29 protein-coding genes and 1 tRNA gene are annotated in these 24,848 nt (G+C 57.1%); 8 read left to right on the top strand and 22 right to left on the bottom strand.

Annotated features, from left to right (window positions below):
- Positions 1 to 161: 161 nt before the first annotated feature.
- The 11 genes from GJ699_RS13660 to GJ699_RS13610 all read right to left on the bottom strand — a co-directional run bounded on the left by GJ699_RS13660 (position 162) and on the right by GJ699_RS13610 (position 9,530).
- Positions 162 to 590, bottom strand: coding sequence for a hypothetical protein (locus GJ699_RS13660; RefSeq protein WP_154377040.1), 429 nt, complete (start codon positions 588 to 590; stop codon positions 162 to 164).
- A 61-nt stretch (positions 591 to 651) separates the two neighbouring features.
- The gene (locus GJ699_RS13655; RefSeq protein WP_154377038.1) at positions 652 to 1,383 is read right to left on the bottom strand and encodes a hypothetical protein; all 732 of its coding nucleotides are present in this window, start codon (positions 1,381 to 1,383) and stop codon (positions 652 to 654) included.
- Between the two features lie 900 nt (positions 1,384 to 2,283).
- Positions 2,284 to 3,507, bottom strand: a complete 1,224-nt coding sequence (locus GJ699_RS13650) for a type II secretion system protein GspD (RefSeq protein WP_154377036.1) — start codon at positions 3,505 to 3,507, stop codon at positions 2,284 to 2,286.
- The gene (locus GJ699_RS13645; RefSeq protein ID WP_154377034.1) at positions 3,504 to 4,580 is read right to left on the bottom strand and encodes a zonular occludens toxin domain-containing protein; all 1,077 of its coding nucleotides are present in this window, start codon (positions 4,578 to 4,580) and stop codon (positions 3,504 to 3,506) included. The genes GJ699_RS13650 and GJ699_RS13645 overlap by 4 nt, the downstream gene beginning before the upstream one ends.
- A gap of 105 nt (positions 4,581 to 4,685) precedes the next feature.
- Positions 4,686 to 4,973: a DUF2523 family protein gene (locus GJ699_RS13640; RefSeq protein WP_154377032.1), complete on the bottom strand. Its 288-nt coding sequence runs from the start codon at positions 4,971 to 4,973 to the stop codon at positions 4,686 to 4,688.
- Positions 4,974 to 4,981: 8 nt separating this feature from the next.
- Entirely contained in the window at positions 4,982 to 6,280 is a 1,299-nt protein-coding gene (locus GJ699_RS13635; protein WP_154377030.1) for a hypothetical protein, read from the bottom strand.
- A 156-nt stretch (positions 6,281 to 6,436) separates the two neighbouring features.
- Positions 6,437 to 6,652 (bottom strand): hypothetical protein, encoded by a 216-nt coding sequence (locus GJ699_RS13630; protein WP_154377028.1) that lies wholly within the window; start codon positions 6,650 to 6,652, stop codon positions 6,437 to 6,439.
- Positions 6,653 to 7,008: 356 nt separating this feature from the next.
- Complete coding sequence (locus GJ699_RS13625) at positions 7,009 to 7,245, bottom strand: hypothetical protein (protein WP_154377026.1); 237 nt, start codon at positions 7,243 to 7,245, stop codon at positions 7,009 to 7,011.
- On the bottom strand, positions 7,232 to 7,567 hold the full coding sequence (locus GJ699_RS13620) for a hypothetical protein (protein ID WP_154377023.1): 336 nt from the start codon (positions 7,565 to 7,567) through the stop codon (positions 7,232 to 7,234). Before GJ699_RS13620 ends, GJ699_RS13625 begins: the two co-directional genes overlap by 14 nt.
- 24 nt (positions 7,568 to 7,591) lie before the next feature.
- Positions 7,592 to 9,040, bottom strand: a complete 1,449-nt coding sequence (locus GJ699_RS13615; protein ID WP_229262094.1) for a replication initiation factor domain-containing protein — start codon at positions 9,038 to 9,040, stop codon at positions 7,592 to 7,594.
- Positions 9,041 to 9,290: 250 nt separating this feature from the next.
- The gene (locus GJ699_RS13610) at positions 9,291 to 9,530 is read right to left on the bottom strand and encodes a hypothetical protein (RefSeq protein WP_195763547.1); all 240 of its coding nucleotides are present in this window, start codon (positions 9,528 to 9,530) and stop codon (positions 9,291 to 9,293) included.
- 144 nt (positions 9,531 to 9,674) lie between these two features.
- Between GJ699_RS13610 and GJ699_RS13605 the strand changes: the two genes are divergently transcribed.
- Both GJ699_RS13605 and GJ699_RS13600 read left to right on the top strand, forming a co-directional pair.
- Positions 9,675 to 10,211: a hypothetical protein gene (locus GJ699_RS13605; RefSeq protein WP_154377021.1), complete on the top strand. Its 537-nt coding sequence runs from the start codon at positions 9,675 to 9,677 to the stop codon at positions 10,209 to 10,211.
- Positions 10,192 to 11,202, top strand: coding sequence for a phage integrase (locus GJ699_RS13600; RefSeq protein WP_154377019.1), 1,011 nt, complete (start codon positions 10,192 to 10,194; stop codon positions 11,200 to 11,202). The genes GJ699_RS13605 and GJ699_RS13600 overlap by 20 nt, the downstream gene beginning before the upstream one ends.
- A 50-nt stretch (positions 11,203 to 11,252) precedes the next feature.
- On the opposite strand, the gene GJ699_RS13595 is transcribed toward GJ699_RS13600, so the two are convergent.
- The 6 genes from GJ699_RS13595 to petA all read right to left on the bottom strand — a co-directional run bounded on the left by GJ699_RS13595 (position 11,253) and on the right by petA (position 15,470).
- Positions 11,253 to 11,328 (bottom strand) — tRNA-Thr (locus GJ699_RS13595).
- 26 nt (positions 11,329 to 11,354) lie between these two features.
- Positions 11,355 to 11,843 (bottom strand): ClpXP protease specificity-enhancing factor, encoded by a 489-nt coding sequence (locus GJ699_RS13590; protein WP_154377017.1) that lies wholly within the window; start codon positions 11,841 to 11,843, stop codon positions 11,355 to 11,357.
- An 89-nt stretch (positions 11,844 to 11,932) separates the two neighbouring features.
- A complete protein-coding gene (locus GJ699_RS13585; RefSeq protein WP_072788101.1) occupies positions 11,933 to 12,544 on the bottom strand; it encodes a glutathione S-transferase N-terminal domain-containing protein in 612 nt (203 codons plus the stop codon).
- Positions 12,545 to 12,656: 112 nt separating this feature from the next.
- The gene (locus GJ699_RS13580) at positions 12,657 to 13,421 is read right to left on the bottom strand and encodes a cytochrome c1 (protein WP_154377015.1); all 765 of its coding nucleotides are present in this window, start codon (positions 13,419 to 13,421) and stop codon (positions 12,657 to 12,659) included.
- 26 nt (positions 13,422 to 13,447) lie between these two features.
- Positions 13,448 to 14,860: a cytochrome b gene (locus GJ699_RS13575; protein ID WP_154377013.1), complete on the bottom strand. Its 1,413-nt coding sequence runs from the start codon at positions 14,858 to 14,860 to the stop codon at positions 13,448 to 13,450.
- Position 14,861: 1 nt separating this feature from the next.
- Positions 14,862 to 15,470 carry a ubiquinol-cytochrome c reductase iron-sulfur subunit gene (gene petA, locus GJ699_RS13570; RefSeq protein ID WP_154377011.1) on the bottom strand — a complete coding sequence of 203 codons (609 nt, stop codon included), beginning with the start codon at positions 15,468 to 15,470 and terminating at the stop codon, positions 14,862 to 14,864.
- A 348-nt stretch (positions 15,471 to 15,818) separates the two neighbouring features.
- On the opposite strand from petA, the gene mscL reads away from it, so the two are divergent.
- Genes mscL through GJ699_RS13555 form a run of 3 tightly spaced genes read left to right on the top strand, consistent with a single transcriptional unit; the run spans position 15,819 to position 18,145 of the window.
- Positions 15,819 to 16,250: a large conductance mechanosensitive channel protein MscL gene (gene mscL / locus GJ699_RS13565; RefSeq protein WP_371867556.1), complete on the top strand. Its 432-nt coding sequence runs from the start codon at positions 15,819 to 15,821 to the stop codon at positions 16,248 to 16,250.
- A gap of 36 nt (positions 16,251 to 16,286) precedes the next feature.
- Positions 16,287 to 17,447, top strand: a complete 1,161-nt coding sequence (locus GJ699_RS13560; protein WP_154377007.1) for a Do family serine endopeptidase — start codon at positions 16,287 to 16,289, stop codon at positions 17,445 to 17,447.
- Between the two features lie 8 nt (positions 17,448 to 17,455).
- The gene (locus GJ699_RS13555; RefSeq protein ID WP_154377006.1) at positions 17,456 to 18,145 is read left to right on the top strand and encodes a DUF2461 domain-containing protein; all 690 of its coding nucleotides are present in this window, start codon (positions 17,456 to 17,458) and stop codon (positions 18,143 to 18,145) included.
- Here GJ699_RS13555 and GJ699_RS13550 read toward each other — a convergent pair whose 3' ends face one another.
- The 5 genes from GJ699_RS13550 to GJ699_RS13530 form a co-directional block, all read right to left on the bottom strand.
- On the bottom strand, positions 18,146 to 19,174 hold the full coding sequence (locus tag GJ699_RS13550; protein ID WP_154377004.1) for an NAD(P)H-dependent glycerol-3-phosphate dehydrogenase: 1,029 nt from the start codon (positions 19,172 to 19,174) through the stop codon (positions 18,146 to 18,148).
- Between the two features lie 40 nt (positions 19,175 to 19,214).
- Positions 19,215 to 19,658, bottom strand: a complete 444-nt coding sequence (locus GJ699_RS13545; RefSeq protein ID WP_154377002.1) for an SH3 domain-containing protein — start codon at positions 19,656 to 19,658, stop codon at positions 19,215 to 19,217.
- Positions 19,659 to 19,720: 62 nt separating this feature from the next.
- Positions 19,721 to 20,194 carry a protein-export chaperone SecB gene (secB, locus tag GJ699_RS13540; RefSeq protein ID WP_154377000.1) on the bottom strand — a complete coding sequence of 158 codons (474 nt, stop codon included), beginning with the start codon at positions 20,192 to 20,194 and terminating at the stop codon, positions 19,721 to 19,723.
- A 137-nt stretch (positions 20,195 to 20,331) separates the two neighbouring features.
- Positions 20,332 to 20,592, bottom strand: coding sequence for a glutaredoxin 3 (gene grxC / locus GJ699_RS13535; protein WP_154376998.1), 261 nt, complete (start codon positions 20,590 to 20,592; stop codon positions 20,332 to 20,334).
- Between the two features lie 10 nt (positions 20,593 to 20,602).
- Complete coding sequence (locus GJ699_RS13530) at positions 20,603 to 21,004, bottom strand: rhodanese-like domain-containing protein (protein ID WP_371867555.1); 402 nt, start codon at positions 21,002 to 21,004, stop codon at positions 20,603 to 20,605.
- A 99-nt stretch (positions 21,005 to 21,103) separates the two neighbouring features.
- Between GJ699_RS13530 and gpmA the strand changes: the two genes are divergently transcribed.
- From gpmA to GJ699_RS13515, 3 genes are read left to right on the top strand one after another with little or no spacing between them, the layout of a single operon-like run.
- Positions 21,104 to 21,850 carry a 2,3-diphosphoglycerate-dependent phosphoglycerate mutase gene (gene gpmA, locus GJ699_RS13525; RefSeq protein ID WP_154376996.1) on the top strand — a complete coding sequence of 249 codons (747 nt, stop codon included), beginning with the start codon at positions 21,104 to 21,106 and terminating at the stop codon, positions 21,848 to 21,850.
- Between the two features lie 43 nt (positions 21,851 to 21,893).
- On the top strand, positions 21,894 to 23,339 hold the full coding sequence (locus GJ699_RS13520) for a murein hydrolase activator EnvC family protein (RefSeq protein WP_154377320.1): 1,446 nt from the start codon (positions 21,894 to 21,896) through the stop codon (positions 23,337 to 23,339).
- A gap of 15 nt (positions 23,340 to 23,354) precedes the next feature.
- Entirely contained in the window at positions 23,355 to 24,836 is a 1,482-nt protein-coding gene (locus GJ699_RS13515) for a S41 family peptidase (RefSeq protein WP_154376994.1), read from the top strand.
- The last annotated feature ends 12 nt before the right edge of the window (positions 24,837 to 24,848 follow it).

Genomic DNA, 24,848 nt, shown 5'->3' with positions numbered 1-24,848 from the left:
TTCGAACTGGCCACCTGATGATTACAAATTCTTTCGCGCCAGTAACACTAGATCACATTGTACAACGAAATCAAGAACTTATGCTAACTGACCTAACAGTGCTGCCTTGGTGAGCTAACAGTAGCGTTGACACTCTGTTGACGCCCTCTTGGCTATCAGCGTTATTGACTCTTCAGCCGTTGCTCCCGCGCTTTCCAAGCAGCCGGATCGCATTCGTGGCAGAAGCCATGTGCCGAGTGACCATGCTGTGCTTGGAACAGCTTCTCAAGCAGTTCTAGAATTTGCTGAGTGGAAACGTTTGAAGCTTCCGAAGCGAACACGGTTCCGTAGTCGCGCATAAAAATCATAAAGCTTGGGAAATCGGGCAGGAACACTTCGTAGCATGTGGTCCCAGATGGGCATACGCTAGCGTAGAAGGAGTTGCCCCTTGAGGACTCGTAAATCTCAAGCTGACCACCGTGTTCATGCCCGAACTGGTGACGCGCTTGCGTGTATCCGATCCTCTCTAAGTAGCTATCCAAATCCTCGTTACCCTCCCATTCCGGGAGAGGGCTACCGTCTTCCCACGAGCCGCGATTAAACGTGAACATATTGTCAATCCTATTGAGGTTTCGAATATCACATGCTACCAGCTACTGCTGTGGTAAACGGCTATGTTTTTGGCCCTTTCCCTGCGGCTCGCAGTGCTTTTGATGCCATTTGTATTACATCCACTTCATTCCAAGGCACAGCGTGAAATGGCATCTGGCCATCTGGTTGTAGTCCGCCCTGTTCAAACTCATGATTTCTGTGAGACGACACTGAAATCCACCACTGAACGCCTCCATAAATGATGCCCCAGCATCTGTGGCCATTGATGCTCGACTTGCCGGCTTTGGTAACCATATCGACGATGCGCTTGCTTTCGTGATGGACCACTGCATATCCAAATATTGGATATTCCGAAGGCATTCCCGCATTGACATCGAGCAACATTTTTCTAATTCGTTCTTCGTGAGGGCCTAGGCTGACATCGCTGAAAGTTGGCAATGAGCAAACAGATGCCCGGAAGAGAACACTTAGATGGAATAGCTTGAAGGAAGCATATTCAACCCTTGCCATTTGCACATGCTCCAGATCGCTCCAAGGGTCTGGAAGAGGTTTAGCGCGCACCCAGCGATCAAGAAAGGGGATTTCAAAATGCTTGTTAAAGTGTTGCTCACAACTCTCACAGAACAAATGCTGCTTAATGCCGTTTTGAAGTGCAGCCCATCCGCGATTTCCCTGACCGTTAATTCCCATCAAGTGGCCCTTGGTATTGTACAAATTTGCATACAGAAACTCGGGGACAATATGAGAATTGCGTAGTTCTCGATCTTGATGGCATAGATTGCAGCGTGGCATGAGTGAATGCTCCTCTAAATCTTTATTTCTACTGTGGAGTCTGGGCTCAGCCCTGCGCTTGAAGCAGGAATTTAGTCAAATTGAGTAACCGTGCCCAAGGGAAAGGCAAACCCGGAAAGGGCATGGCTCACTATTTGGCTGGAGGCGGCGGCGTAGCTGCGTTCCGATCTGTTTTTCCGCCAGCCTTAAAATCATCGGCCGTCAACGGTTGCAAGTTCAAGTGATTCCTCACTCCCTTCGGCGATGACTGTTTGGTTGGCTTTGAGGCCGCCTTAAATTGATCTGAAGTAATGGGTTGTAATTGTAAGTGATCTCGAACACCAGGCGTTTTGGTAGAAGGCTTCGTATTGCTTGCCTGATTGGATGCAGGCTTAGATGCCTCCTGTTCAGCTGGAGTCTCTGCATTTCTCGCAGATGCCGGAATTGCAACAATAGCGACGAGTGAGGCAACGGTAGCGAATTGCATTCGATATTGTCTAAGACTTTTCATGAGGCACCTACGAAACAGAGATAGCGTAACGTAACATAACAAGATGTTGTAACGTAATATTTCTCTGGTGACTGTGACGCGCCCCACGCACGGGCGCTCCTCAAATCGTCGTTTGCGGTATGCCGTCAGCACGGCGCGTCTATTAGCAAGTCTGTGAGAGTTCTTCATCACTCATAGGGTACCCTGTCGTGCTCTTGCTTGAATTCGTGTGCGTTGCAATTTCCAACGTTGGAAATCTTACATTGTCAGTCGACGTCATAGCGTGACTACCGAGCCGGCTGGTACAACCCTTACGTCGATGCAATCTGACCGTGAGAGTTGATCATCACGCTCTTACTTGCGAAAGTTGCGAACTTTGGGATTCTTGGAATTTCCAATTCTTCAGAACGTGAGCGCTGCCGCGAGCAGGTTCAAAGTTTGGTCACTTGAAGAACTAGCAGTAGTTCAGTTCGGTCATGAGCTCCACTTTTCGAGTGCAGAAATGAGGGTAAAAAAGAGAAGCCTGAATGCCCCACGGTTTCCTTGTCTTCGGTCAGTCCGCCCAGCATGATCAATTCACCCTCCCGTAGTTGTACTCCCGTGCGCAGCTCTCGTTTGATAAGGGTTGGCGATGTGTTTACGCCTGTCGTCGTTTGCACAAAGTTCGAAAGCTGCTGCTCGACCGTCAAATCCACGGCACCTTCACGTATCTGGGGCTGAAGATTAAAGATAACGCCGGAGCTTCGATATTCCACCGACTGAACCGGAACTCCATTCTGTTGGTAGGTCACAGCTCCGAGCACAGGCACGTCCTGACCAACGGAGAAGTGGGCCTGCTGACCACTCCGAACCCGTAACGAAGGTTGAGTAACTACCTTGAACCGGCTATCAGATGATAGTGCCGAGAACACTGCGTCTGCATTCCCTACGCTCAATTTAAGCGAATTGTCTAGGGTCGTGGTTGCGAGGTTGAGTGATAGTTTGCTAGAAAGCAGCGATGCTGCCAGGCTGAACGCTGATCCTTGCTGGTTCCCAGTCTGAACCTCATAAACCACGCCACGGACCATGATTTCGCCAAGTGCATAATCTACCTGAATGAGCAGCTTTTCCAACTTACGAACTTCCGAGGGAACGCCGGAAAATACGAGGACGTCCGCGTTCCTGTCCACCATAGCGGCGGCCGAACCAGCAGGTGCAGAGTCGTCGGCCTTCGATCCAACTGGGGCAGAAATGGTGTGGTTCATAGTAAACTGACCTCGAAAGAGCGGCCGTAATAAATCTGCAAGGTAACCGGCATCTCGGAATCTCGGCTTGTACACAAATACTTCTTGTTCCTGCTCAGGCTCCTTTTTAAGACCAATGTAGTCGACACCAGTTCGCGTGCTGATAGTGTAGCCAAGCGAATCCAGTAACCTGGATAGGTCCGCTCGTACACCTGCCACAGAGCCACTGAACCGGAATGCGATTACACGTTTGTCCGCCACCAGCTCTGGCGCGAGAACATACGCATTGGTAAGGGCATCTTTGTAAATCACGCTAACGACCTGCCCGACTTCGATTCCTGACAGGTCGAAGGATAGATTGTCTTTGCCTTTGTCGGTGGCGTAGCAAACGCCATGGAGTGTAAACAGTGCAGCCAATACCCACCGCATCATTTTGATATCTCCGTTTTGATTTGCCCAGCAATGGCAGTACGAGTTGGGGGAATGCCGCTAAAAGCCGTGACCTTTGCTCCGTCCACATCTCCTATCACAGCCTGGCCAGCGAACTTGAAGACGGACGGATGCTCGTACCGCAGCGCACCGGATGAGGAAACCAGCACTATGAATTTTCCTTGAGGGATCGTGATGCTCCCGGCCGCCCTCCAATCATCACTGAATGCCCGGTGCGAAGATGGGGTTGGAGAGGTGACGGCCGGCGTCGTATTAGGGATTTGAGGGATAACAGTTGTTTTGACGGAGGTTGGTCTCGCATCACCTTTGTTGCCGAAGAAGTGCATCACGCCATATACGCTGACGACACCGCACAGTATTGTCCCGACCGCCATAGCCCATAGCTTCGGGTTCTTGAGTATATTCTGCCGGTCATCCACAGTGACCTCATTACCCTTGCCGCCCGTGTAACTGCTGTAAAGCGGAAAGACATCCTTGTCGTACTTCTTTATTTGAACTGCGACACGTGCCTTTATTGTCTGCTTCCAGCCTTCCCACATTTCGACTCGATATACCTTGTTCAGTCCGAGTGACTTTGCTTTAGTAGTACGGAACGACAGTTCCACCACAGCCTTTAGAATACGATGTAGGTCGCCAATATCCTGTACCATCAGAACCAGGTCACAGGACACCTTCGTGTCAGGATGGACGTAGTGACGATGCTCACGGAAGAAAATACGGTGGTTCGTGTGAATCTTCGAGTCAGTACCCCAAAATCGCCATGCCTCATCGATGCACACGAGATCTCCAGGGCAGCAGAAGGTATCTACTGGCTGGCCGTAAGGTAGAAAGTCTTCCTTAAATACGTCATCGTTCTGGCAATGCACCACGCTGCCAAGCTTTTCTAACTCGATACCTTGGCGCTCGTGGACGAACGCGCGAATTGCTTCTCCGTCGATGCCATCCACATTGGTAACGACTCGGCGTCCCTTTGCGATTGCCGGAACGATCACTGAGGAGACGCACTCGAACGATTTACCACTACCCATTAGACCGGTATAGGCGTTAATGGGCATTATTCAATCCCCCACAAACAATAGCGGCGGCGTTGCCAGGGCCTATTTGTACAGGTTGGAAAAAAATCGATTGACTCATGCAAATAGAAATAAGGTGCCATGGCGTCATCCGATAATTGGGATACGGCGAATAACAAAGCGAGTCAACGCAGCACTGATGATTAGCGGTAGTCCTGTGCTAAACGCAAAAAGATCAAGGAAGTACCACGTCGCTGAACTGATGCCCGCAAACGCATTGGTCAGACCATCACCAGACGGTAGCCAGGACTCCATCGCAAGTACCAGCTCTGAGACGATCATGTAAAGCGCAGTGAACACTACGAATTTAATAAGAACAGTGCGTAGCAGCCAAGCCAGCACCGAATTGAAAGCGGAAAGCAAAATACCAAACATGGCTCACCTCAAGCGGAAAGGACTATGAACATAGCGATCAATAGGAATACGACAATCATGGCGTTGTAGAGCTGTCCTCGGATGTCTTCGAACAAGGAACACTGGCCGTCCATTTTGATCGACTTGCCGAACAGTTCAAAAGTCGGCTTAGGACATTCGCCAACATGATCAGGAACTTTGTAGTTTTTCAAGTCCGGCATGAGACCAGTGAGTGGACGAAGGATATCTGCGCCAGTGGGAGTTGCTTCCAACTGCGGCGAACCAATTACAGGGTCTATTCCTAGGTTCACTAAGGGCTGCGATGCCGCAGGGTTAGTGCCTGGATTCAGCGTTGGGCTAGTCGCTGGCTCGCTAAGCGGATTAGTGGACGAGATTGGCTGAGTAAGATCACCTACAGTGGCAACAGCTTGCGATGGATTTGCCGCACGAGCCGCTGTCACGTCGGCCGCAATAACTGGGTCTGAAATGGAATAGGGAATACCGGCATAATCGGGTTTGGATGCGGCATCGCGCCAAGCAGCATCAGCAATATCAGCGACAACTTTGGGTTCTAGGGGCTTCGACTTCTGATCGGGCGTTAAATCATTAAGCGCATCAGCTACCGGCTTCGTAGTGGTGCCGCCTGCTGGATCAGTTACTGGAATTTGGGTTCCGGAGCCGATCTTTTCATAAGGGAATGGAGAACCTGTAACGGATACTGTCCGCGGCCAGGTGCTCGAAGTACCCGGTTTTGACCAGTAGCCATCGTATGTGTAAGTGTAAGTTTGCCCCAGGCCTGCGAACCATGAGCCGATCGTTCTGCTAGAAATACCTATAGAGTTCCAGGTTAGATTGTTATTGCAAGATGAAGCGCCGCATTCGGATTGCATAATTGCGCTCTGAGCAGTGGATTCGAGATTGGTACCCGTAACGACTACATTGCCTGGAAATACACTCCAGTAATATGCCTCTTGACCACTGGTGGGAGGTTTGGCGCCGGTTACGGTCACGGTGCCATCCTTATTAAACAGCCATCCGGCCAGTGCATTGATGCCATATCCAACGGCTGCAGATAGAGCTGCGGTTGCTAACACCGCGCCCCAGGCCGGAGCGGTGCCGGCAATGACAGCACCTGCGGCAATTTCCGCCACGGCGCCACCTACTGCACCCACTGCCGCCCCGAGGCGTGGATCATTAGCAGCAAATCCGCGTGCCGCAGCTTTCCACTTGATCACCGATGCTATTTCCTGCCCTAAAGCGACAGCCTGCGCATGCGCCTCACTAATGGTGAGCATGAGGCAGAATAAGAATACAAATGCTCGTTTCATCGTTCCCCTCCTTCAAAGCCCTGGATGACGGCCCAAGCACAGAGTAGACCGAACACAAACATAACCAGGTACCACAGTTGATTGATAGTCATACCAACCTCGAAAAAAAAGGGCGAGCCCGCAAAGCAGGCCGCCCTTATTAAACCAACCAGCCGATTAACGACCGCGCAACATGCCCAGCACCGTACGCGCTGCTTTGATGGAAACGTACACCACAGCGAGCGTGCCGGAGATGGCCATGACGCCAGTTACGATGTCCGATGCGCTGAATGCACCGGTAATAGCGGATACATCGACAGTGTCAGCAGCGTTAGCCGACGCAGCCATGACCAGAGCGCCGATGACAGCGACGGAAGTGATTTGCTTTTTCATATTCCTTACCCTTCATTGAATACCGGGAACCGCCCGGTCGGTTGTTATGACCTAACCTTTGCGGATTAGGCCGAGAATTGTTCCCGCGCCACGGGCCACGAACCAGCAAAGCAAAACGGTCGTAAAGCTGAAGCTCCAAAACGTTGCTGCCTGCGCGTAGTCAAATGGCTCAGCAATAGCGTCGAAGCTTCCGGCTTTTGCTGGATCAATAAGGTACGCACTCATTACCTGTGGTTGATAGCCTGTACCGCCTGCGTCCATTCCACACGGAGAAACCGCCGCTCCACCGTCTTGTCGCGGCTGGCAAACGATCACATTTACTACTGAGCCCACATCCATTTGCGTGCCTCTAAAGATCAGTGCTTGCCGGCGCTGTACAACTCGCTGTCGCCTTCGCTGCAAACAACTTGCGTCACGTAAAAACCTTCGTGACAATTCAGCGTTGCTGTATCGCAGGCTTCAGCGATCCCGTCGAAACGACCGGCTTCATGCGCCCACGGCGTGAACCCGACGTCGCCTTCGACCGGCATAAGAAATAGTGCCGACTCTTTGTCCTGTACGATGAATTTGACCTCGGACTTATGCGCTAGCATGCTTGCCACCTGCGGTAGCAGCTTTAGCCGTCTCAACTGGCTTCAGCGAGTGAATAACCGTTTTTTGAGTTTTGCCATTGGTGACGATCTCCATGTCCGCAATCGCCATGAACGGCAGTGCTTCGGCAAGGTGTTTGTACTTCTGGTATTCCTCGGCTTTACCCAAGCCGTATTCGACACATGCCGAACCCATGGCGGTATCCTTGCTGGCATCCAGCTCGGTTTCCACGAAGACCTTTGTGCTGTCGAACGACTGACCGTTATCCATCGTGCCCTTGCTGTACTTCATGCCCATAACTTTGATAGTCGAGGTAAATTTCATAGTTGTGCTCCTTTGACGATAGGCCTACGCGAATCCGTTTTCCCCATTGAGGCCGAAAGATGGGACGGTTTTAATGAATTGGATAAAGCTTGGGATGCTGAGTCCAGCATCCTCGCGAAGTCCAGGGAAATGCTCGTGTGGTTCAACATGAACCGGCGCACGCTCAGTTTTTTCGCAGCTCGCGTGAGGCTTTAGCCGTTTCGGCCAAGCGTGCTCGTCATGGTTGGTGATGAGATCAAGTGCCTCTTGATCACCAAACAAGCCGCGCAACACACGAATATATTTGCCGAATTGGCGTTTTGTAATTTCGATGCAATCATCCACTGTGATCTGAGCTGCTCGTTCTTTGATTCGCATACGAGCCGGCGTATCGTTAGCTACGAATTCAGAAAAGCATGGGTAGGCACCTTTGAAGTACGCGGTTGGGTTAAGCAGGACATCAAGTTCGATGATGCTGTTGGTGTTTTTGAACTCGACTTCACAGCGGCACCACAGAGAAGCCTTATCGCCTTCCTTCTTCCCCTTTTCATAGAAGCGGCAATATTTGCTCGATTTGCGTTGCCCGACGGTCAGCGTCCGACCTTTGCCACTAGGTCGATGCCAATTGCCGACACGCTGAATTTCTGGCGGACGCCCTCCTTGTCGGAAACTGAATCCCCCAGATAGCCATTGTGTTTCGGCCCAATCCACCGAAAGGTATTCACCGTTAAGATCGTCATGTGCTAAATCGATTCGGGAAATGGATGGACGAATGGCGGTCGTTGTTAGGAAGTCATAAAGCCGCTTCTCCCATCCGGCCACGGCATTGATGCAGCCAAGGCCAGTCAAGGTAATCAGCATGGTCGAACGCTGGCCGCCGAAGCATACGAATCCCATTTCATCCCCAAGCACCCAGGATTCGCGATAAAAATTCATACCCTTCTCACGTTTGGCTGTGATGCCGAAACCGAAAATCTTTTCCAACTGGCGGCTTGCCTCGATGATGATTTGGTCATCGGAGATCAAATGCTCACGAGCAGTCTTGAACCAAGTATCTTCAAGAACCGTAAAGTTGACCCAGTCGATTACGCAGCCCTGATTTGCCGCTGGCCGTCGTACGAGCATCGTCTTTACCTTGCCACTATCCGTCAGCACCAACTCAACTTCACCTAAGTCCTCTTCGCACACGCTGATCCAGCGGTCATCAGGGGGGCTGTCTGAGTTTTCCGCCATGTTATTAATGGCGTCGCTTGCTGCTGTAGTTACACCCGCAAAATGCGGCACTAACTGCCGCTCGCCGCTGCCTACGGCGATCCGTTCCGGCAGCGCTGGCGCGCTGGCGGTACGTTCGCCAGCGGCAGCGATGGGCTTGCCGGCGCCGTAAATTTGAGCCTTCACGTCGCGTGCAAGGCCAGATGCGCCAGAAGCATCCGCATAAGCGCGTGCTTCTTGCTCTTGAATTTTGCGAAGGAGGGATGTACGGACGGGCCTCATACACAAACCCCGCTCGCGACCAAAGTGGCATGGGCCATCGAATGGACTCGCAGACCTTCGGCGGGATACGCCCTGCCCCAAAGGGGCACGCCTACCGGCGCGGGGGCTACCGCCTCACCCTCGGCGTAGCCGAGGGCTACGGGCACCTGCTCACCATGAGCGGTAGCCGAAACCCCGCGCCCTATCGGGACGCGGCGGCCACCTTCACCGAGGACTGCGAGCGTCACAAAAAAAGCTTTGCAAATTACGCTCACAGCACAAATTCCTTTCGGGCCAATTCGCGCTGCAATGCCACAACATTGATAAGACGGCGACGGCCGAGGGTGACGGTGGGAAGAATGCCTCGATTGAGATGCCCGAGAACCACGCCTTGCGGTAAACCCACCGCTTCGGCGAACTTTTCCAGAGTCATGAGGCCGACCGTGACGCCTGGCATGTTTGCCGACGCCGCGTGCCCAACTGCGCCTACTTCTTCGATTTTGTTCAGCACCGTGTATCCCTTTTTCAGAGCTGTGTATATTTGACTGATTTGCGGCAATATAAACACAGAAATGCACGCTGTCAATAAATTTTGACCTTGTGCTGTGTAAATTTGATACGATGCTCGACATTTCTAACTGAATGAGAGTCAAATATGGACACTATTCAAGCGAGGCTGAAGGCTGTAATTGAGGTGGTTACGGACGAGCGGGGGCGTTTTGCCGAGTTGGAAAAGCTCACGAAAGTATCCGCAAATAGTTGGAAGAGCTTTTGGCACGGTCGGCAGCGGCCGACGTGCGACATGATCGAGGCAATCTGTGCTCGATGGCCTCACTTCGCATTTTGGATCGCGACCGGAATCACTGATGCGAAATATGGACACGTCAGCAGCCGTGGCGAGGCGACCTATCCCGAAAAGCGTCGGGCGCGCCGTAAGAAAGCTGAGGAATATTGGGAGTTGGCCAGTGCAATGCTCGGCTGGAGGCGTCATTGCGAGCTGAACCAAGATGTGCAAATGGACGGTGTGAGTGAGCGCAACGATGAAATAAGGTTGCTGGAGCTTGAAATTGGTCGCAATGCCGAACAGCAGGCGCTGGCGGGAATCGAGGATGCCGGCCTCATTAACGATCTGGTCAAACTAAAGACACCGTCCTATTTGCTAGACGACGAGCATGACAATAAAGAAAACTGAGAACGGATGGCTGGTAGATATTCAGCCAGGTGGGCGCGGTCATAAGCGTATCCGTAAGACGCTTATGACAAAGGCGGAGGCATTGCAATTTGAAGCATGGGCCAAGACCCAAGTTGCGCAGAATGAAGAATGGATCAAGCCGAAAAAAAACCTTACAAAGCTTTCAGAGCTAATTGAACTATGGCAGTCCCATCACGGAATTCAGCTTCGTCATAGCAGGACGTACAGCACGCTTTTGCGTGTTTGTGAAGCATTGGGAAATCCAATAGCGGAGCAGCTGAAATCGGAACACTTCGCTGCATATCGAGCAGCCCGCTTGGCCGAGGGCGTTGCACGGAATACGATCAACCGCGAGCACGCTTACTTGCGTGCGGTCTTCAACGAACTGATTCGTTTAGGATTTTGGTCGGCTGACAATCCGCTTGCTCGGCTGCGTCAATTTAAAATCGCAGAGCGTGAACTGTCCTACCTCACAGGCGGCGAAATTCGCGCCTTGCTGGCAGCACTGGAAAAGCGGACGGACCGTGATGCACTTCTGATCACAAAGCTGTGTCTTGCCTCCGCTGCACGTTGGAACGAAGCTGAGTCGTTACGCATTGCTCAGCTTCATAGTGGCATGATTCACTTCACTCAAACAAAGACCGACAAGAACCGCTCGATCCCCATTGACGATGAGCTTGCAGAAGAGGTTCGAGAATTTCACAAGACGAGTAGCCGTGATGCAACCGGCCGCATCTTCAAGAGTTCGGTTGGGGCGTTCCGAATGGCGGTAAAGGAATCTGGTATCGAACTGCTTCCCGGCCAGCTCACGCACGTTCTGCGCCACACCTTTGCCAGCCACTTCATGATGAACGGCGGGAACATTCTGGCGCTACAAAAGGTGCTCGGCCATTCAAGCCTGCAAACAACCATGATCTACGCACACCTCAGCCCGGACCATCTACAAGAAGCCAAGATGTTGAATCCGTTGACGCGGTTGACAGTTGGTTGACACCTGCCCAAAAACAAAGGGCTTACATTGCTGTAAGCCCTTGATATTACTGGTGCCGACTGCCGGTTTCGAACTGGCCACCTGATGATTACAAATCAACTGCTCTACCAAATGAGCTAAGCCGGCGTAACTTTTACGGGGCGAATTATACGCTATTTAATACGCGTAAGGGTGGGGCGGCCGCCCTTTTTGGGCGGCTCGTCACCGTCGCCCGGCGCGCTTGGCGCCTCGCTTTTCGGCTCGATGGCGGCCGGTGGCGGCACCGCCGACAGCACCGGTGCCGGTGCCTCGTCCAGTGGCGCCGAGGCCGCTGGTGCCGACTGTTGGCCCAGCTGTGGCTCGAACGCCATGCCCTGGCCATTTTCATTGGCGTAAATCGCCATCACGTTGCCGACCGGGATGTAGATTTCGCGCGAGACGCCGCCGAAGCGGGCGTGGAAGCGGATGCTGTCATTGTCCATCTTCAGGCCGGAGGTGGCGCCGAAGCTGATGTTGAGCACGATTTCACCCTTTTTCACGTATTCCATCGGCACCGTGGTGCTGGCGTCGACTTTGACGGCGAGGTAGGGCGTGTAGCCGCTGTCCGTGCACCATTCATAGATGGCGCGCAGCAGGTAGGGCTTGGTTGAGATTTCAGACATGGGATTCCAGACTGCGGTAAAACACGGCGCGCCGCCGGCAAATGCCGGCAAACGTGCCGCAGTACTTCGACTAAACGGCCGGCGTCCGATTAACGGCGCATGACCTTTTCCGACGGCGTCAGCGCTTCGATGTAGGCGGGACGCGAGAAGATGCGCTCGGCGTACTTCATCAGCGGCGCGGCGGTCTTCGACAGTTCGATGCCGTAGTGATCCAGACGCCACAGCAGCGGTGCGACCGCCACGTCCAGCATCGAGAACTCGTCGCCCAGCATGTACTTGTTCTTCAGGAACAGCGGCGCCAGCGTGGTCAGGCGGTCGCGGATTTCGGCGCGTGCCTTGTCGTGGCTCTTGTCGTTGCCCTTGGCGCGTTCGCTTTCCAGCGTGTGGACGTGGACGAACAGTTCTTTTTCAAAGTTGAACAGCATCAGGCGGGCACGGGCGCGCATCAGCGGGTCGGCCGGCATCAGTTGCGGGTGCGGGAAACGCTCGTCGATGTACTCGTTGATGATGTTCGATTCGTACAGGATCAATTCACGCTCGACCAGAATCGGCACCTGACCATACGGATTCATGGTCGAGATATCTTCCGGCTTGTTGAACAGGTCGACATCGCGCACTTCGAAGTCCATGCCTTTTTCAAACAGGACCAGGCGGCAGCGTTGCGAAAATGGGCAGGTCGTGCCCGAGTAGAGAACCATCATGTTTATCGTTCCTTAGAAGAACAAAAGGGGGTGGGCCGCGAACGGATCACCCCATATCGGCCCGTCAATGCGGGCTTCGCAAAACAAGCGCCGTACCAGCCGGCGCTCTCGTCTATTTCACTTCTTTCCAGAACGACGCATTCAAGCGCCATGCCAGAAGGGCGAACACGGCCATGAACAACACGACCACGGCGCCCAGCTTTTTGCGGGTCTGCGCAGCAGGTTCCGCCATCCATTCCATGTAGCCGACCAGGTCGGCCACGGCGTTGTCAAAGCCTATCTTGTCTAGTTTACCCGGAACGACCTGCTCAAATCCAGCAAACTCGTGCGTCATTTTGCCGTGTTCGTGCGGATCGGCGACTTCTTTCATGACAATTTTCTGTACGCCTTGCAATTCCCACAACACATGCGGCATCGCCGCGTTGTTCAGCACCAGGTTGTTCCAGCCGGTGGGACGGGTGTCGTCCTTGTAGAAAGTGCGCAGATAGGTGTACAGGTAATCGCTGCCGCTGCCGGCGCCAGACGCTTTCGCGCGCTGGATCACCGACAGGTCGGGCGGCACCACGCCGAACCATGCTTTCGCATCCTTCGGATTCAGGGTGGTGGTCATCATTTCGCCGACTTTTTCACCGGTAAACAGCAGATTGGCCTTGATCTGCTCCTCGCTCAACCCCAGGTCACGCAGGCGGTTGTAGCGCATGGAGGACGCATTATGACAGTTAAGACAGTAATTGACGAACAATTTGGCGCCGCGCTGCAGCGCCGCCATGTCGTTGGAGCGGTCCGGCGCCTTGTCCAGCGCCACGCCGCCCTCGTTGGCGAAGGCCAGGCCGGGTAACAATGTCAAAATAGCAAGCAATCGTTTCGGGAAGTTCATGTGTTGTCCTTTATATACTTTAGCGATCAATGGCCGTGGTAGACCACGCGGTCCGGGACCTTCTTGAACGTGCCCATGGCGCTCCACCATGGCATGAACAGGAAGAAACTAAAGTACAGCAGGGTGCATACTTGCGAAACAATGGTACGGCCCTCGGTGGGCGGCAGCGTGCCCAGGTAGCCCAGGGTCAGGAACGACAGGAAGAACACCGCGTACACATATTTGTGCCAGCTTGGGCGGTAGCGGATCGATTTGACCGGCGACTTGTCCAGCCAGGGCAGGAAGGCCAGGATCACCACCGACGAGCCGAAGAACACCACGCCCCAGAACTTGGCGTCCAGCACCTGCGGCAGCATGCCGACGATGGCCAGCAACGCCACCACCGCGATCACGGTCTTGATGCTGCGCGCCAGCCGCGACTTGAGCCACACGAACACCACATAGCCGGCCACGAAGAACATCAGCACCCACATGAAGTCGGCGGTGGTGGCGCGCAGCACCGAGTAGAACGCGGTGAAATACCAGGTCGGCGCGATGTGCAGCGGGGTCTTCAGCGAGTCGCCCGGCAGGAAGTTGTTGTACTCCAGGAAGTAGCCGCCCATTTCCGGCGCGAAGAATACCACCGCGCTGAAGATCAGCAGGAATACCGAGACGCCGAACAGATCGTGCACCGTGTAGTACGGATGGGAAGGGATGGAATCGACCGGGTGGCCGTCGGCGCCCAGGTTTTCCTTCACTTCGATGCCGTCCGGGTTGCTCGAACCGATTTCATGCAGCGCGATCAAGTGCGCCGCCACCAGGCCCAGCAGCACCAGCGGAATCGCGATCACGTGGAAGGCGAAGAAGCGGTTCAGGGTGGCATCGGACACCACGTAGTCGCCGCGGATCCACAGCGACAGGTCGGGGCCGATCAGCGGAATCGCGCCGAACAGGTTGACGATCACCTGCGCGCCCCAGTACGACATCTGGCCCCACGGCAGCAGGTAGCCGAAGAAGGCTTCGGCCATCAGGCACAGGAAGATGGCGAAGCCGAACAGCCAGATCAGCTCGCGTGGTTTGCGATACGAGCCGTACAGCAGGCCGCGCGTCATATGCAGGTAGACGATGATGAAGAACGACGAGGCGCCGGTCGAGTGCATATACCGCACCAGCCAGCCCCACGGCACTTCGCGCATGATGTATTCGACCGAGCCGAAGGCCAGCGTGGCGTCCGGCTTGTAGTGCATGGTCAGGAAGATGCCGGTGACGATTTGCAGCACCAGCACCAGCATCGCCAGCGAGCCGAAGATGTACCAGAAATTGAAGTTTTTCGGGGCGTAGTATTTACCCCATTGATCATTCCACAGCTTGGTGAGCGGGAAGCGGTCATCGATCCAGCCCACTGCTTTTTGAACGGCCGGTGCATCGGCCGGGAATTTGGTCTCCTTGAACGCCCCCATCTTATGCCTCGCCTTTCTCGTCTTTACCGATGACCAGCTTGGTGTCGCTCAAAAACATATAGCGCGGAACTTGCAGATTGTCCGGTGCCGGTTTGTTCTTAAATACACGGCCAGCCATGTCGAAAGTCGAGCCATGGCAAGGGCAGAGGAAGCCACCGTCCCAGTCGTCCGGCAGCGAGGGCTGCGGGCCGGGGGTGAACTTGGACGAGGGCGAGCAGCCCAGGTGGGTACAGATGCCGACCGCCACCATGAGCTCGGGCTTGCGCGAGCGCCATTCGTTGCGGGCGTATTCGGGGGTGAATTCGTCGGGATTGCGTTTCGAGTCGGCGTCGGCCACTTTGCCGTCGGTCTTCTTCAGCGAGGCGATCATCTCGGGCGTGCGTTTGATGATCCAGACCGGCTTGCCGCGCCATTCCACGGTTTTCATTTCACCGGGGTTGAGGGTGGAGATATCTACTTCGACCGGTGCGCCGGCGGCCTTGGCGCGTTCCGATGGCTGGAAGGTACTTACCAATGCGCCAGCGGTGGCCAGACCCACCACCCCGCCGGCTGCGCCCGTCGCGACCAGCAATCCGCGGCGGCCAGAATCGACCTGCTTTTCGTTACTCATACAAACCCCAATCAGTCAAAGTGCGAACAAAATCTTGAGAACTGTGTACCAACTGAAAACTTGGTGAGGCATGAAATCCAAAGCACCTTACCTTATAAGCTGTGCGTCATGCAACTCTTAACACCAACGTTGCCCGATTCCCAAGTTTTGGCCGTCTGTAACACCGTCCCCGCAGCGATAATAGGGGTTAGGGCGATGAGCATAAATTGATGTAGGTCAATTTATAGCGTAATTCGGCTTGTAAATGCGTAAACAGCAAGCGTGTTTGGAATCCAATTGAAAAAATAGTATGATCCAAGCGCGGTTTTGTTCACAAATGGCCACACCAGCGAGGGTAAAAAAATGGCAATGATGCAGGAATTTAAAGAATTCGCGATGAAGGGCAATGTGGTCGATCTGGCGGTCGGTGTCATCATCGGCGGCGCCTTCGGCAAGATCGTCGATTCGCTGGTGGCGGACATCATCATGCCGCCGATCGGCAAGCTGTTTGGCGGGCTCGACTTCGCCAACTACTACCTGCCGTTGAATGGCCAGGCCGCCAATCTGAGCCTGGCGGAAGCGAAAAAACTGGGCGCCGTGTTCGCCTACGGGAATTTTGCTACCATCTTGCTGAACTTCATCATCCTGGCGTTTGTGATCTTCCAGATGGTGCGCCTGATGAACAAGGCGCGTACCTTGGGACAGAAAAAGGACGAGGCCGCGGCTGCGGCCGCGCCACCGCCACCACCGCCGGAAGATATCGTGCTGCTGCGGGAAATCCGCGATTCTCTGAAAAAATAACTGAAGCCGCCTGCGAGGCGGCGGGCTGGACTTGCGATGCGACGACTGTGGTTATTGTTTGCGCAAACGGTGACCGTCGTATTGGCACTGTATTTCGTTTACACGGCGGTGGGCCACGAGCGCCCGGCACCGGTGCGCGTCCAGCAAATGGGCACCAGCGACCATCCGGCGGCGATGCTGGAGGCCGGGCCGGCCAAGCCGCCGGTGTCGGCGGTGGGCTCGTACCGGACGGCGGCGGCGCGCGCCATGCCGGCGGTGGTCAACATCATCACCAGCAAACGCCCGAAGCGCGGCAAGCATCCGCTGCTGCGCGATCCCTTCTTCAAAAAATTCTTCGGCGAGCGCGAGGACAGCGACGATGACGAGTCCAGCCTGGGCTCGGGCGTCATCGTGTCCGGCGAGGGCTATATCCTGACCAACAACCACGTGGTCGAGGCCGCCGATGAAATCGAGGTGGTGCTGGCCGATGGCCGCAAGGCCGCCGCCAAGCTGGTCGGCACCGATCCGGAGACCGACCTGGCGGTCATCAAGATCACGCTCGACAAGCTGCCGGTGATCGTGCTGGGCCAGGCCGAGCAGGCCCAGGTGGGCGACGTGGTGCTGGCGATCGGCAACCCGTTTGGCGTCGGCCAGACCGTGACCATGGGCATCATCTCCGCGCTGGGGCGCAACAACCTGCACATCAATCATTTCGAGAATTTCATCCAGACCGACGCCGCGATCAACTTTGGCAACTCGGGCGGCGCGCTGGTCGACGCCAACGGCAATCTGTTGGGCATCAACTCGGCGATTTATTCGCAGACCGGCGGCTCGGTCGGCATCGGCTTCGCGATTCCGGTCTCGACCGCCAAGAACGTGATGGAAGCCATCATCAAGACCGGCCACGTGGTGCGCGGCTGGATCGGCGTCGAGAGCCAGGAAATCACGCCCGAGCTGGCGGCCAGTTTCGGCCTGTCGCGCCAGAGCGGCGCCATCATCGCCGGCGTGGTGCGCAACGGCCCGGCCGACAAGGGCGGCATCAAGCCCGGTGATATTTTGCTGTCGGTGGACGGCAAAGCGGTGGCCGACACCAACAGCATGCTCAACCTCATCGCCCAGCTGAGTCCCGGCGGAAAAGCTAAAATGACGGTCCTGCGCAAAAACAAGGAAACCACGCTGGACATCACGGTCGGCAAGCGGCCGGCCAACGCCAAATAAGGAAAGCAATGCATCTGCGAGATTTGACCCAATACCTGCGCGAACTGGCGGACAACAACAACCGTCCGTGGTTCATCATGAACAAGCCGCGCTACGACATCCTGCGCGAGGAATTCCTGCAAGTGGTGACCCAGATGATTGCCGAGCTGGGCAAGTTCGACCCCCAGGTCAAGTTCAGCAATCCGAAGAAAGCCATGTTCCGCATCAACCGCGACGTCCGCTTCGCGCATGACAAGAGCCCGTACAAGACGCGCTTTTCGGCGGCGGTGGCGCCGAACGACATGCGCCGTCCGAGCAAGGCCGGCGGGCCGACCTACTATATGCAGATCGACGGCACCGGCCGCATGCTGTTTGGCGCCGGCGAATACATGCCGCCGCCGCATCGGCTGAAAGCGCTGCGCCAGCACATGGTCGACGACGCGGCCGGCTTCCGCAAAGTGCTGAAGAACAAAAAGCTGGTGGCGACCTATGGCGACATCCAGAACGAAGGCAAGCTGCTGCGGCCGCCGAAAGGCTTCGATCCCGAGCATGAGCACATCGAATACATCAAGCTGAAGAGTTTCTTCGTGTGGACCGAGATCGACCTGCCGCTGAACCAGCCGGAAAAGCTGGTGCCGATCCTGGCCGCCGGCCTGAAAGACGCCTACCCGCTGGTGGAATGGATGCGGGCGGCGAAGTCGGACCTCGAAGAGGAGTAATTACTCGTCGCGGGGATCGCGGGCGAGCAGGCGGGCCACCATGGCTTGCGGCTGGTCGCCGTCGAACAGGACACCGGCCACGGCGTTGGTGATCGGCATGTCGACGCCGACCCGGGCCGCCAGTTCGCGCACGGCTTTGGCGCAAGGCACGCCTTCGGCGACGTGACCCAGCTCTTGCACGATGACATCCAGCGCTTTGCCCTGCGCCAGCCCGAGGCCGACGCGGCGGTTGCGCGACAGGTCGCCGGTGCAGGTCAGGATCAAATCGCCCATGCCGGTCAGGCCCATGAAGGTTTCGGTCTGGCCGCCCAGCGCCACGCCGAGGCGGGTGATTTCGGCCAGGCCGCGCGTGATCAGCGCGGCACGCGCGTTCAGGCCCAGCCCCAGGCCGTCGGCGGCGCCGGTGGCGATGGCCAGGATGTTTTTGACCGCGCCACCCACTTCCACGCCCACCAGGTCTTCGCTGGAGTAGACCCGCATGTTGCCGCCGTGCGCGGTCTCGACCACGCAGGCGCGCAGCGTCGCGGAATCGGAGGCGATGGTCAGCGCACACGGCAGCCCTTTGGCCACTTCCTGCGCAAATGACGGGCCGGACAGGGCGCCGCCGGCCACGCTGTCACCCAGCACTTCGCGCACGATCTGGTGCGGCAGCAGGCCGGTGTCGTATTCAAAGCCTTTGCACAGCCAGACCACGTTCGGGATCTGACGACCCTTCAGCGATTGCAGCAGCGGCCGCAGGCCGGCAACCGGACAGGCGGCGATCAGCAGGCTGCCGGGCTCGGCCACATGGGCCAGCGCGGCGTCGAAATCGGCCGCCACGTGCAGCCGTTCGGGGAAGGGCTGGCCGGGCAGGTAGTCGGCGTTGACGCGGGCGCGGCCCATTTCCGCCAGCGCGGCGGCGTTGCGGCCCCACAGCTGGACGTCGTGACGCTGCGCCAGTGCCATGGCCACGGCGGTGCCCCAGGCGCCAGCGCCGAGCACGCTCACCTTGCGGACGCGGTCCGCCTGTTTGCTCTTGTTATCTTGCATGAGATCTCATTCGGCGCGCGGGGAGGCGCCGCTACGGCAATTATATGCCCCAGACTTCGGTTTGCTTGACGTAACCGACCAGGCCGTCGCGATGACGCACCTTGATCCAGCCGCCGGCGGCGTTTTCGCTCAGCTCCAGCAGCACGCCCTTGTCGGCGGTGAACACGGTGGCGGCACTGTCGTCCGGCGTGGCGCGGATTTTCAGATTCGGTACTTTGATGATGACGTTGCGCTTGGGACTCAGTCCCTTGGCTTCGGTCCAGGCCAGTTCGCCGTTGACGTCGCGCACTTTCAGCCATTCGCCATAGGCCAGCACCACTTCCAGCGGCGCGCCGCGCGGCACGACAAACAATTTGCCGCCCTTGGTGGACGGGGCGTCGTACAGGATGACCGGGTTGGCGCCCACCGTTTTGAAGTCGTATGCCTGGCTGCCGGCAGCGGCCAGCGTCATGGTCAGAGCAGCGATCAAACGGGGAAATGTCATGGCTTACCTTGAGAGGGTGAAACTACCGCCGGACAGGCGCCCGGCGGTGATGAAGCAAGTGCTTAGTGGGTTGCGTCGGCGGCTGGCGCGTTGGCGGCAGCTTCGGCGATCGCTTGTTGACGCTGCTGGTAGAACACTTCGAAGTTGATCTCGGCCAGGTGCACTGGCGGGAAGCCGGCACGGGTGATCACGTCGGCGATGTTCGAACGCAGGTATGGGTAAACGATGTTCGGGCAGCCGATGCCCAGCAGCGGATCCAGCTGCTCAGCAGGGATGTTGCGGGCTTCGAAGATGCCGGCTTGCTTGCCTTCTACCAGGAAAGCCACTTTGTCTTTGACTTTGGCGGTCACGGTGATGGTGACGGTCGATTCGAAGATGCCTTCGGCCAGCGGCTCGGCGCCAACGTCCAGTGCGACTTCGATGGTCGGCGCTTCCTGTTCCAGGAAAATCGCCGGCGAGTTAGGTTGCTCCAGCGACAGATCTTTCAGGTAGACGCGTTGGATTTGGAATACTGGTTGCAGGTTTTCTTCAGACATGGAACGCTTTCGTTGTAGTTTCAATGATGTTTGCTTGGTATGGCCAGAAGACAGCTCAAATCAAACGCGAGGGCAATTGTATCAAAACCATTATGGTTTCAAAGGATTTCCCAACCCGCGTTGTATTATGAGGTCCATTAGCCATTTAACAAGGGGGTCAGGCCGCCCGCTTGATCCAGCGCATACAAATCGTCAAAACCGCCAACGTGGGTGTCGCCGATGTAAATCTGCGGCACGGTGCGGCGACCGGTCTTTTGCATCATGCTGATGCGTTGCTCCGGGTCGAGGTCGACGCGGATTTTTTTCAGCCCGGTCACGCCCTTGGCTTCCAGCAGACGCTCGGCGCGGATGCAGTAAGGGCAGACGGCGGTGGTGTACATAATCACTTCGGCGCTCATGATGTGCTCCTTATTTGGCCAGCGGCAGGCCGGCTTTTTGCCAGGCGGCAATGCCACCGTCCAGATTGATCACGTCGGCAAAGCCAGCTTTGGCCAGTTTGGCGGCCGCCGACGAGGCGCGGGCGCCGCTCTTGCAGACCACGATCAGGCTGCGGCTTTTAAATTTGTCCAGTTCACCGATGCGGGTGTCCAGCTCGGCCAGCGGGATATTCTTGGCATCCGCCAGGTGGCCTTCGGCGTATTCCTTGGCATCGCGTACGTCCAAGATGGTGGTCTTGCCGCGATTAATCAACATGGTGATGTCTTGCGGGGTGCCACGCTTGCCGCGCTGGGTCAGCGCCGGCCACAGCAGGGCGCCGCCGGAAATCAGCACGATGGCGATCAGTAAAATATTGTCAATGAAGAATTTCACAGGAATCCAATGGTTGAACTTAATCTGCGCATTATAAAATAGAAGCTGTAAGCATACTCAAAGCACCGGTTTTCCAACTTTTCTGAAAAGATAGTCCATATGTACAAAATCGTTTTCATGCGCCACGGCGAATCCACCTGGAACCTGTCGAACCGCTTCACCGGCTGGACCGATGTCGATCTGACTGAAAAAGGCATCAACGAAGCCAAGCAGGCCGGCAAGCTGCTGAAGGAAGCCGGCTTCACCTTTGATCTGGCTTACACCTCGGTGCTGAAGCGCGCGGTGCGCACGCTGTGGCTGGCGCTGGACGAGATGGATGCGATGTATCTGCCAATCAAGAACGACTGGCGCCTGAACGAACGTCACTACGGCGCGCTGCAGGGCCTGGACAAGGGCGAGACCGCCGCCAAGTACGGCGACGAGCAAGTGCTCGTTTGGCGCCGCAGCTACGACACCCCGCCGCCAGCGCTGGAAGCCAATGACGACCGCGTGTCGTTCAACGATCCGCGCTACGCCGGCCTGTCGAAGGAGCAGATCCCGCTGACCGAGTGCCTGAAAGATACCGTGGCGCGCGTGGTGCCAGCCTGGGACGAGGAAATCGCCCCGGCCATCAAGGCTGGCAAGAAGATCATCATCTCGGCCCACGGCAACAGCCTGCGCGCGCTGATCAAGATGCTGGACGGCATCAGCGACAACGACATCGTCGGCCTCAACATCCCGAACGGCACCCCGCTGGTGTACGAGCTGGACGAGAACCTGAAACCGATCCGTCACTACTACCTGGGTGACGCCGACGCCATCGCCGCCGCGCAAGCCGCCGTGGCCAACCAGGGCAAGGCCAAGTAATTTGTCTTCATCTTCGTTCCGCCACGCGGCAGCGCTGCTGCTGATGTTGGCCTTGGGCGCGCAGGCCGCGCCGTTTGGCAAGGTTACCGAGCGCAGCAAGCAGAAAGCGGCGGCCGAGGCCGAGCGCGTCGGCTTGCAGCAAAAGCTCGGTGCGCTCAAGAAAGACATCAGCAAGACCGAATCCGCCAAGGACGACGCCGCCGACACGCTGGCCGAGTCCGAACAGGCGATTTCGGACGCCAACCGCGCGTTGCGCGACTTGCAGCAGGAGCAGGGCGACACCAATGTCAAACTGCAAACGCTGTCGGGCGAGCACGAGCGGCTGGCCGCCACGGTGGCGCAGCAAAAGCAGCAGCTGGCCAAGCTGCTGCGCGAGCAATACGTGGCCGGTAACGAAGACCGCATCAAGTTGCTGCTGTCCGGCGACAATCCCAACCGCATCAACCGTGATCTGCAAATGCTGGCCTATGTGTCGCAAGCGCAGGCGCGGCTGCTGGAGCAATTGCGCGCCAATCTGAAGGCGGTCGAGGTCAACCAGGAGCAGGCGCAGAACGCCAAGGATGAGCTGGAAGAAATCGCCCAGGAGCAATTGCAGCAGAAAACCAAGCTGGAGCAGGAGAAGGCGCGCCGCGCCGCCCTGCTGACCACGCTGTCGAAGAAACTGGTGGCCCAGCGCAAGGAAGCGGGCAATCTGGAGCGCGACGAGCAGCGCATCACCGGTCTGGTTGATAAACTGAATAAACTGATCGCCGAGCAGGCCGCTGCGGCCGCCGCCGAGAAGAAGCGCCAGGAACAGCTGGCCGCCGCCAAGGCGGCCAAGGCCAAGGCGGACGCCGAAGCGCGCGCGCTGGCCAAAGCCAAGGCCGCCGCCGAGGCCGAACGCCAGCGCCTGGCCAAGGCCAACAACAGCAAGTCCGGCACCATCAAGCCGGTCCAGCCAGCGCCTGCTGCGCCCAACCCGGCCGATGCGATCGATGCCGATGAACCGAAAGTGGCCGCCATCAAGCCAAGCCCGGCCCCGGCGCCACGCGAGGAAGAGTCGCCGCCGCCGGCCAAGGCGGCCGATATCGCGCTGGCGCCCGCCGCCCCGGCCGGCGCCTTCGCCAGCCTGAAAGGCCAGTTGCGGATGCCGGTGGCCGGCAAGCTGGCCGCCAAGTTCGGCGCCCGCCGTGGCGATGGCCCCAGCTGGAAGGGCGTGTTCATCCGCGCCAGCGAGGGCGCCGACGTGCACGCCGTGGCCGGCGGCCGGGTGGTGTTCGCCGATTGGCTGCGCGGCTTCGGCAATCTGATCATTGTCGATCACGGCGGCCAGTACATGAGTATTTATGGCAATAACCAGTCGCTGCTCAAACGGGCCGGTGACATCGTTAAAGCTGGCGACGCCATCGCCAGCGCAGGTAACAGCGGCGGCAACGAGGAATCGGGGCTATACTTTGAACTTCGCCATCAGGGCGCACCATTCGACCCGGCAGGCTGGGTCAAGTTTTAAGGTTCAGCGGAAAATATGGGCAACAAAGTCAAGAGCATCGGCCTGATCGGCCTCGGTATGGTGGCTGGCGTTGCCGCCTCCTTCCAGTTTTCCGCCATCGCGCAAAAAGTCACCGGCGCGCCGTTGCCGCTGGAGGAGTTGCGCCAGCTGTCGGACGTGTTCGGTCTGATCAAGACCGACTACGTCGAAAGCGTGGACGATAAAAAACTGCTGACCGAAGCCATTTCCGGCATGGTGTCGTCGCTGGACCCGCACTCGGTCTACCTGGATAAAAAAGCCTTCCGCGAAATGCGCGAGACCGTGGCCGGCAAATTCGTCGGCATCGGCGTCGAGGTCGGGCTGGAAGACGGCTACATCAAAGTGGTGTCGCCGATCGAGGATACGCCCGCCTTCAAGGCCGGCATCAAGGCCGGCGACGTGATCACCCGCATCGACGGCACGCTGATCAAGGGCGTGTCGCTGGACGAGTCGGTGAAGAAGATGCGCGGCGAGCCGCACTCCAAGGTCAGTGTCACCATCAGCCGCAAGGACGAGGACAAGCCGCTGGTGTTCAACATCACGCGCGAGGAAATCCGCGTGCAGAGCGTCAAGGCCAAGATCATCGAGCCGGGTTATGCGTGGCTGCGCATCTCGCAGTTCCAGGAACCGACCGTCGATGACATGGCGAAGAAGATTGCTGCGCTGTATCAGCAAGACCCGCACATCAAGGGTCTGGTGCTGGATCTGCGCAATGATCCGGGCGGTGTGGTGCCGGGCGCGATCGGCGTTTCGGCCGCCTTCCTGCCCAAGGATTCGGTGATCGTTTCCACCAATGGTCAGCTGCTGAGCTCCAAGGAGACCTTCTACGGTCGCCAGGAATTCTACGCGCCGCGCGCCAAGGCCGATCCGCTGGCCAAGCTGCCGGCCGCGCTGAAGGACGTGCCGATGGTTGTGCTGGTCAATGGTGGCTCGGCGTCGGCGTCGGAGATTGTCGCCGGCGCTCTGCAGGACTACAAGCGCGCCATCATCATGGGTTCGCAGACCTTCGGCAAGGGTTCGGTGCAGACGCTGCGCCAGCTGACCGCCGATACCGCCGTCAAGCTGACCACCGCCCGCTACTACACGCCAAAGAACCGCGCCATCCAGGCGCGCGGCATCACGCCGGATCTGCTGGTCGACGAAAGCGCTGACGGCGATGGCCTGGAACGGCTGCGCGTGCGCGAGGCCGATCTGCAAAAACATCTGGGCAACGACAAGGACCCGGAAGCCGACGTCAAACGCGATCCGCTGGAGGATGAGCAGTCGCTGGCGGTGCTGGCGAAGAAAACCAAGCCGGTGGAATTCGGCTCCAAGGATGACTTCCAGCTGGCGCAGGCGATCAATCACTTCAAGGGCTTGCCGGTCAAGCTGGCCAAGGCCGATGCCGCCGCCGCCCCGGCCAACGATGTTGGCGAGAGCAAGCCGGATACGCCGCCGCAGCCACCGAAGCCGCTGCAGCCCGAAACCAAAGCCAAATAAAACGGCGCGCGC

Origin of the sequence: Duganella guangzhouensis (genome assembly GCF_009674535.1) — a bacterium.
GTDB lineage: Bacteria > Pseudomonadota > Gammaproteobacteria > Burkholderiales > Burkholderiaceae_D > Rugamonas > Rugamonas guangzhouensis.
Note: the sequence above shows the minus strand (reverse complement) of the source record. Positions and strands in the feature narration are given on the sequence as shown.

What these genes read in the sequence shown, in the direction of transcription:
- GJ699_RS13580 (WP_154377015.1), bottom strand. Translation starts at nt 13,421, where the DNA reads ATGAACTTCCCGAAACGATTGCTTGCTATTTTGACATTGTTACCCGGC.
- GJ699_RS13605 (WP_154377021.1), top strand. Translation starts at nt 9,675, where the DNA reads ATGGACACTATTCAAGCGAGGCTGAAGGCTGTAATTGAGGTGGTTACG.
- secB (WP_154377000.1), bottom strand. Translation starts at nt 20,194, where the DNA reads ATGTCTGAAGAAAACCTGCAACCAGTATTCCAAATCCAACGCGTCTAC.
- GJ699_RS13515 (WP_154376994.1), top strand. Translation starts at nt 23,355, where the DNA reads ATGGGCAACAAAGTCAAGAGCATCGGCCTGATCGGCCTCGGTATGGTG.
- mscL (WP_371867556.1), top strand. Translation starts at nt 15,819, where the DNA reads ATGATGCAGGAATTTAAAGAATTCGCGATGAAGGGCAATGTGGTCGAT.
- GJ699_RS13520 (WP_154377320.1), top strand. Translation starts at nt 21,894, where the DNA reads ATGTTGGCCTTGGGCGCGCAGGCCGCGCCGTTTGGCAAGGTTACCGAG.
- petA (WP_154377011.1), bottom strand. Translation starts at nt 15,470, where the DNA reads ATGAGTAACGAAAAGCAGGTCGATTCTGGCCGCCGCGGATTGCTGGTC.
- GJ699_RS13625 (WP_154377026.1), bottom strand. Translation starts at nt 7,245, where the DNA reads ATGCTAGCGCATAAGTCCGAGGTCAAATTCATCGTACAGGACAAAGAG.
- GJ699_RS13555 (WP_154377006.1), top strand. Translation starts at nt 17,456, where the DNA reads ATGCATCTGCGAGATTTGACCCAATACCTGCGCGAACTGGCGGACAAC.
- GJ699_RS13620 (WP_154377023.1), bottom strand. Translation starts at nt 7,567, where the DNA reads ATGAAATTTACCTCGACTATCAAAGTTATGGGCATGAAGTACAGCAAG.
- gpmA (WP_154376996.1), top strand. Translation starts at nt 21,104, where the DNA reads ATGTACAAAATCGTTTTCATGCGCCACGGCGAATCCACCTGGAACCTG.
- GJ699_RS13655 (WP_154377038.1), bottom strand. Translation starts at nt 1,383, where the DNA reads ATGCCACGCTGCAATCTATGCCATCAAGATCGAGAACTACGCAATTCT.
- GJ699_RS13640 (WP_154377032.1), bottom strand. Translation starts at nt 4,973, where the DNA reads ATGTTTGGTATTTTGCTTTCCGCTTTCAATTCGGTGCTGGCTTGGCTG.
- GJ699_RS13575 (WP_154377013.1), bottom strand. Translation starts at nt 14,860, where the DNA reads ATGGGGGCGTTCAAGGAGACCAAATTCCCGGCCGATGCACCGGCCGTT.
- GJ699_RS13635 (WP_154377030.1), bottom strand. Translation starts at nt 6,280, where the DNA reads ATGAAACGAGCATTTGTATTCTTATTCTGCCTCATGCTCACCATTAGT.
- GJ699_RS13585 (WP_072788101.1), bottom strand. Translation starts at nt 12,544, where the DNA reads ATGATGGTTCTCTACTCGGGCACGACCTGCCCATTTTCGCAACGCTGC.
- GJ699_RS13650 (WP_154377036.1), bottom strand. Translation starts at nt 3,507, where the DNA reads ATGATGCGGTGGGTATTGGCTGCACTGTTTACACTCCATGGCGTTTGC.
- GJ699_RS13545 (WP_154377002.1), bottom strand. Translation starts at nt 19,658, where the DNA reads ATGACATTTCCCCGTTTGATCGCTGCTCTGACCATGACGCTGGCCGCT.
- grxC (WP_154376998.1), bottom strand. Translation starts at nt 20,592, where the DNA reads ATGAGCGCCGAAGTGATTATGTACACCACCGCCGTCTGCCCTTACTGC.
- GJ699_RS13615 (WP_229262094.1), bottom strand. Translation starts at nt 9,040, where the DNA reads ATGAGGCCCGTCCGTACATCCCTCCTTCGCAAAATTCAAGAGCAAGAA.
- GJ699_RS13560 (WP_154377007.1), top strand. Translation starts at nt 16,287, where the DNA reads ATGCGACGACTGTGGTTATTGTTTGCGCAAACGGTGACCGTCGTATTG.
- GJ699_RS13550 (WP_154377004.1), bottom strand. Translation starts at nt 19,174, where the DNA reads ATGCAAGATAACAAGAGCAAACAGGCGGACCGCGTCCGCAAGGTGAGC.
- GJ699_RS13645 (WP_154377034.1), bottom strand. Translation starts at nt 4,580, where the DNA reads ATGCCCATTAACGCCTATACCGGTCTAATGGGTAGTGGTAAATCGTTC.
- GJ699_RS13660 (WP_154377040.1), bottom strand. Translation starts at nt 590, where the DNA reads ATGTTCACGTTTAATCGCGGCTCGTGGGAAGACGGTAGCCCTCTCCCG.
- GJ699_RS13600 (WP_154377019.1), top strand. Translation starts at nt 10,192, where the DNA reads ATGACAATAAAGAAAACTGAGAACGGATGGCTGGTAGATATTCAGCCA.
- GJ699_RS13630 (WP_154377028.1), bottom strand. Translation starts at nt 6,652, where the DNA reads ATGAAAAAGCAAATCACTTCCGTCGCTGTCATCGGCGCTCTGGTCATG.
- GJ699_RS13590 (WP_154377017.1), bottom strand. Translation starts at nt 11,843, where the DNA reads ATGTCTGAAATCTCAACCAAGCCCTACCTGCTGCGCGCCATCTATGAA.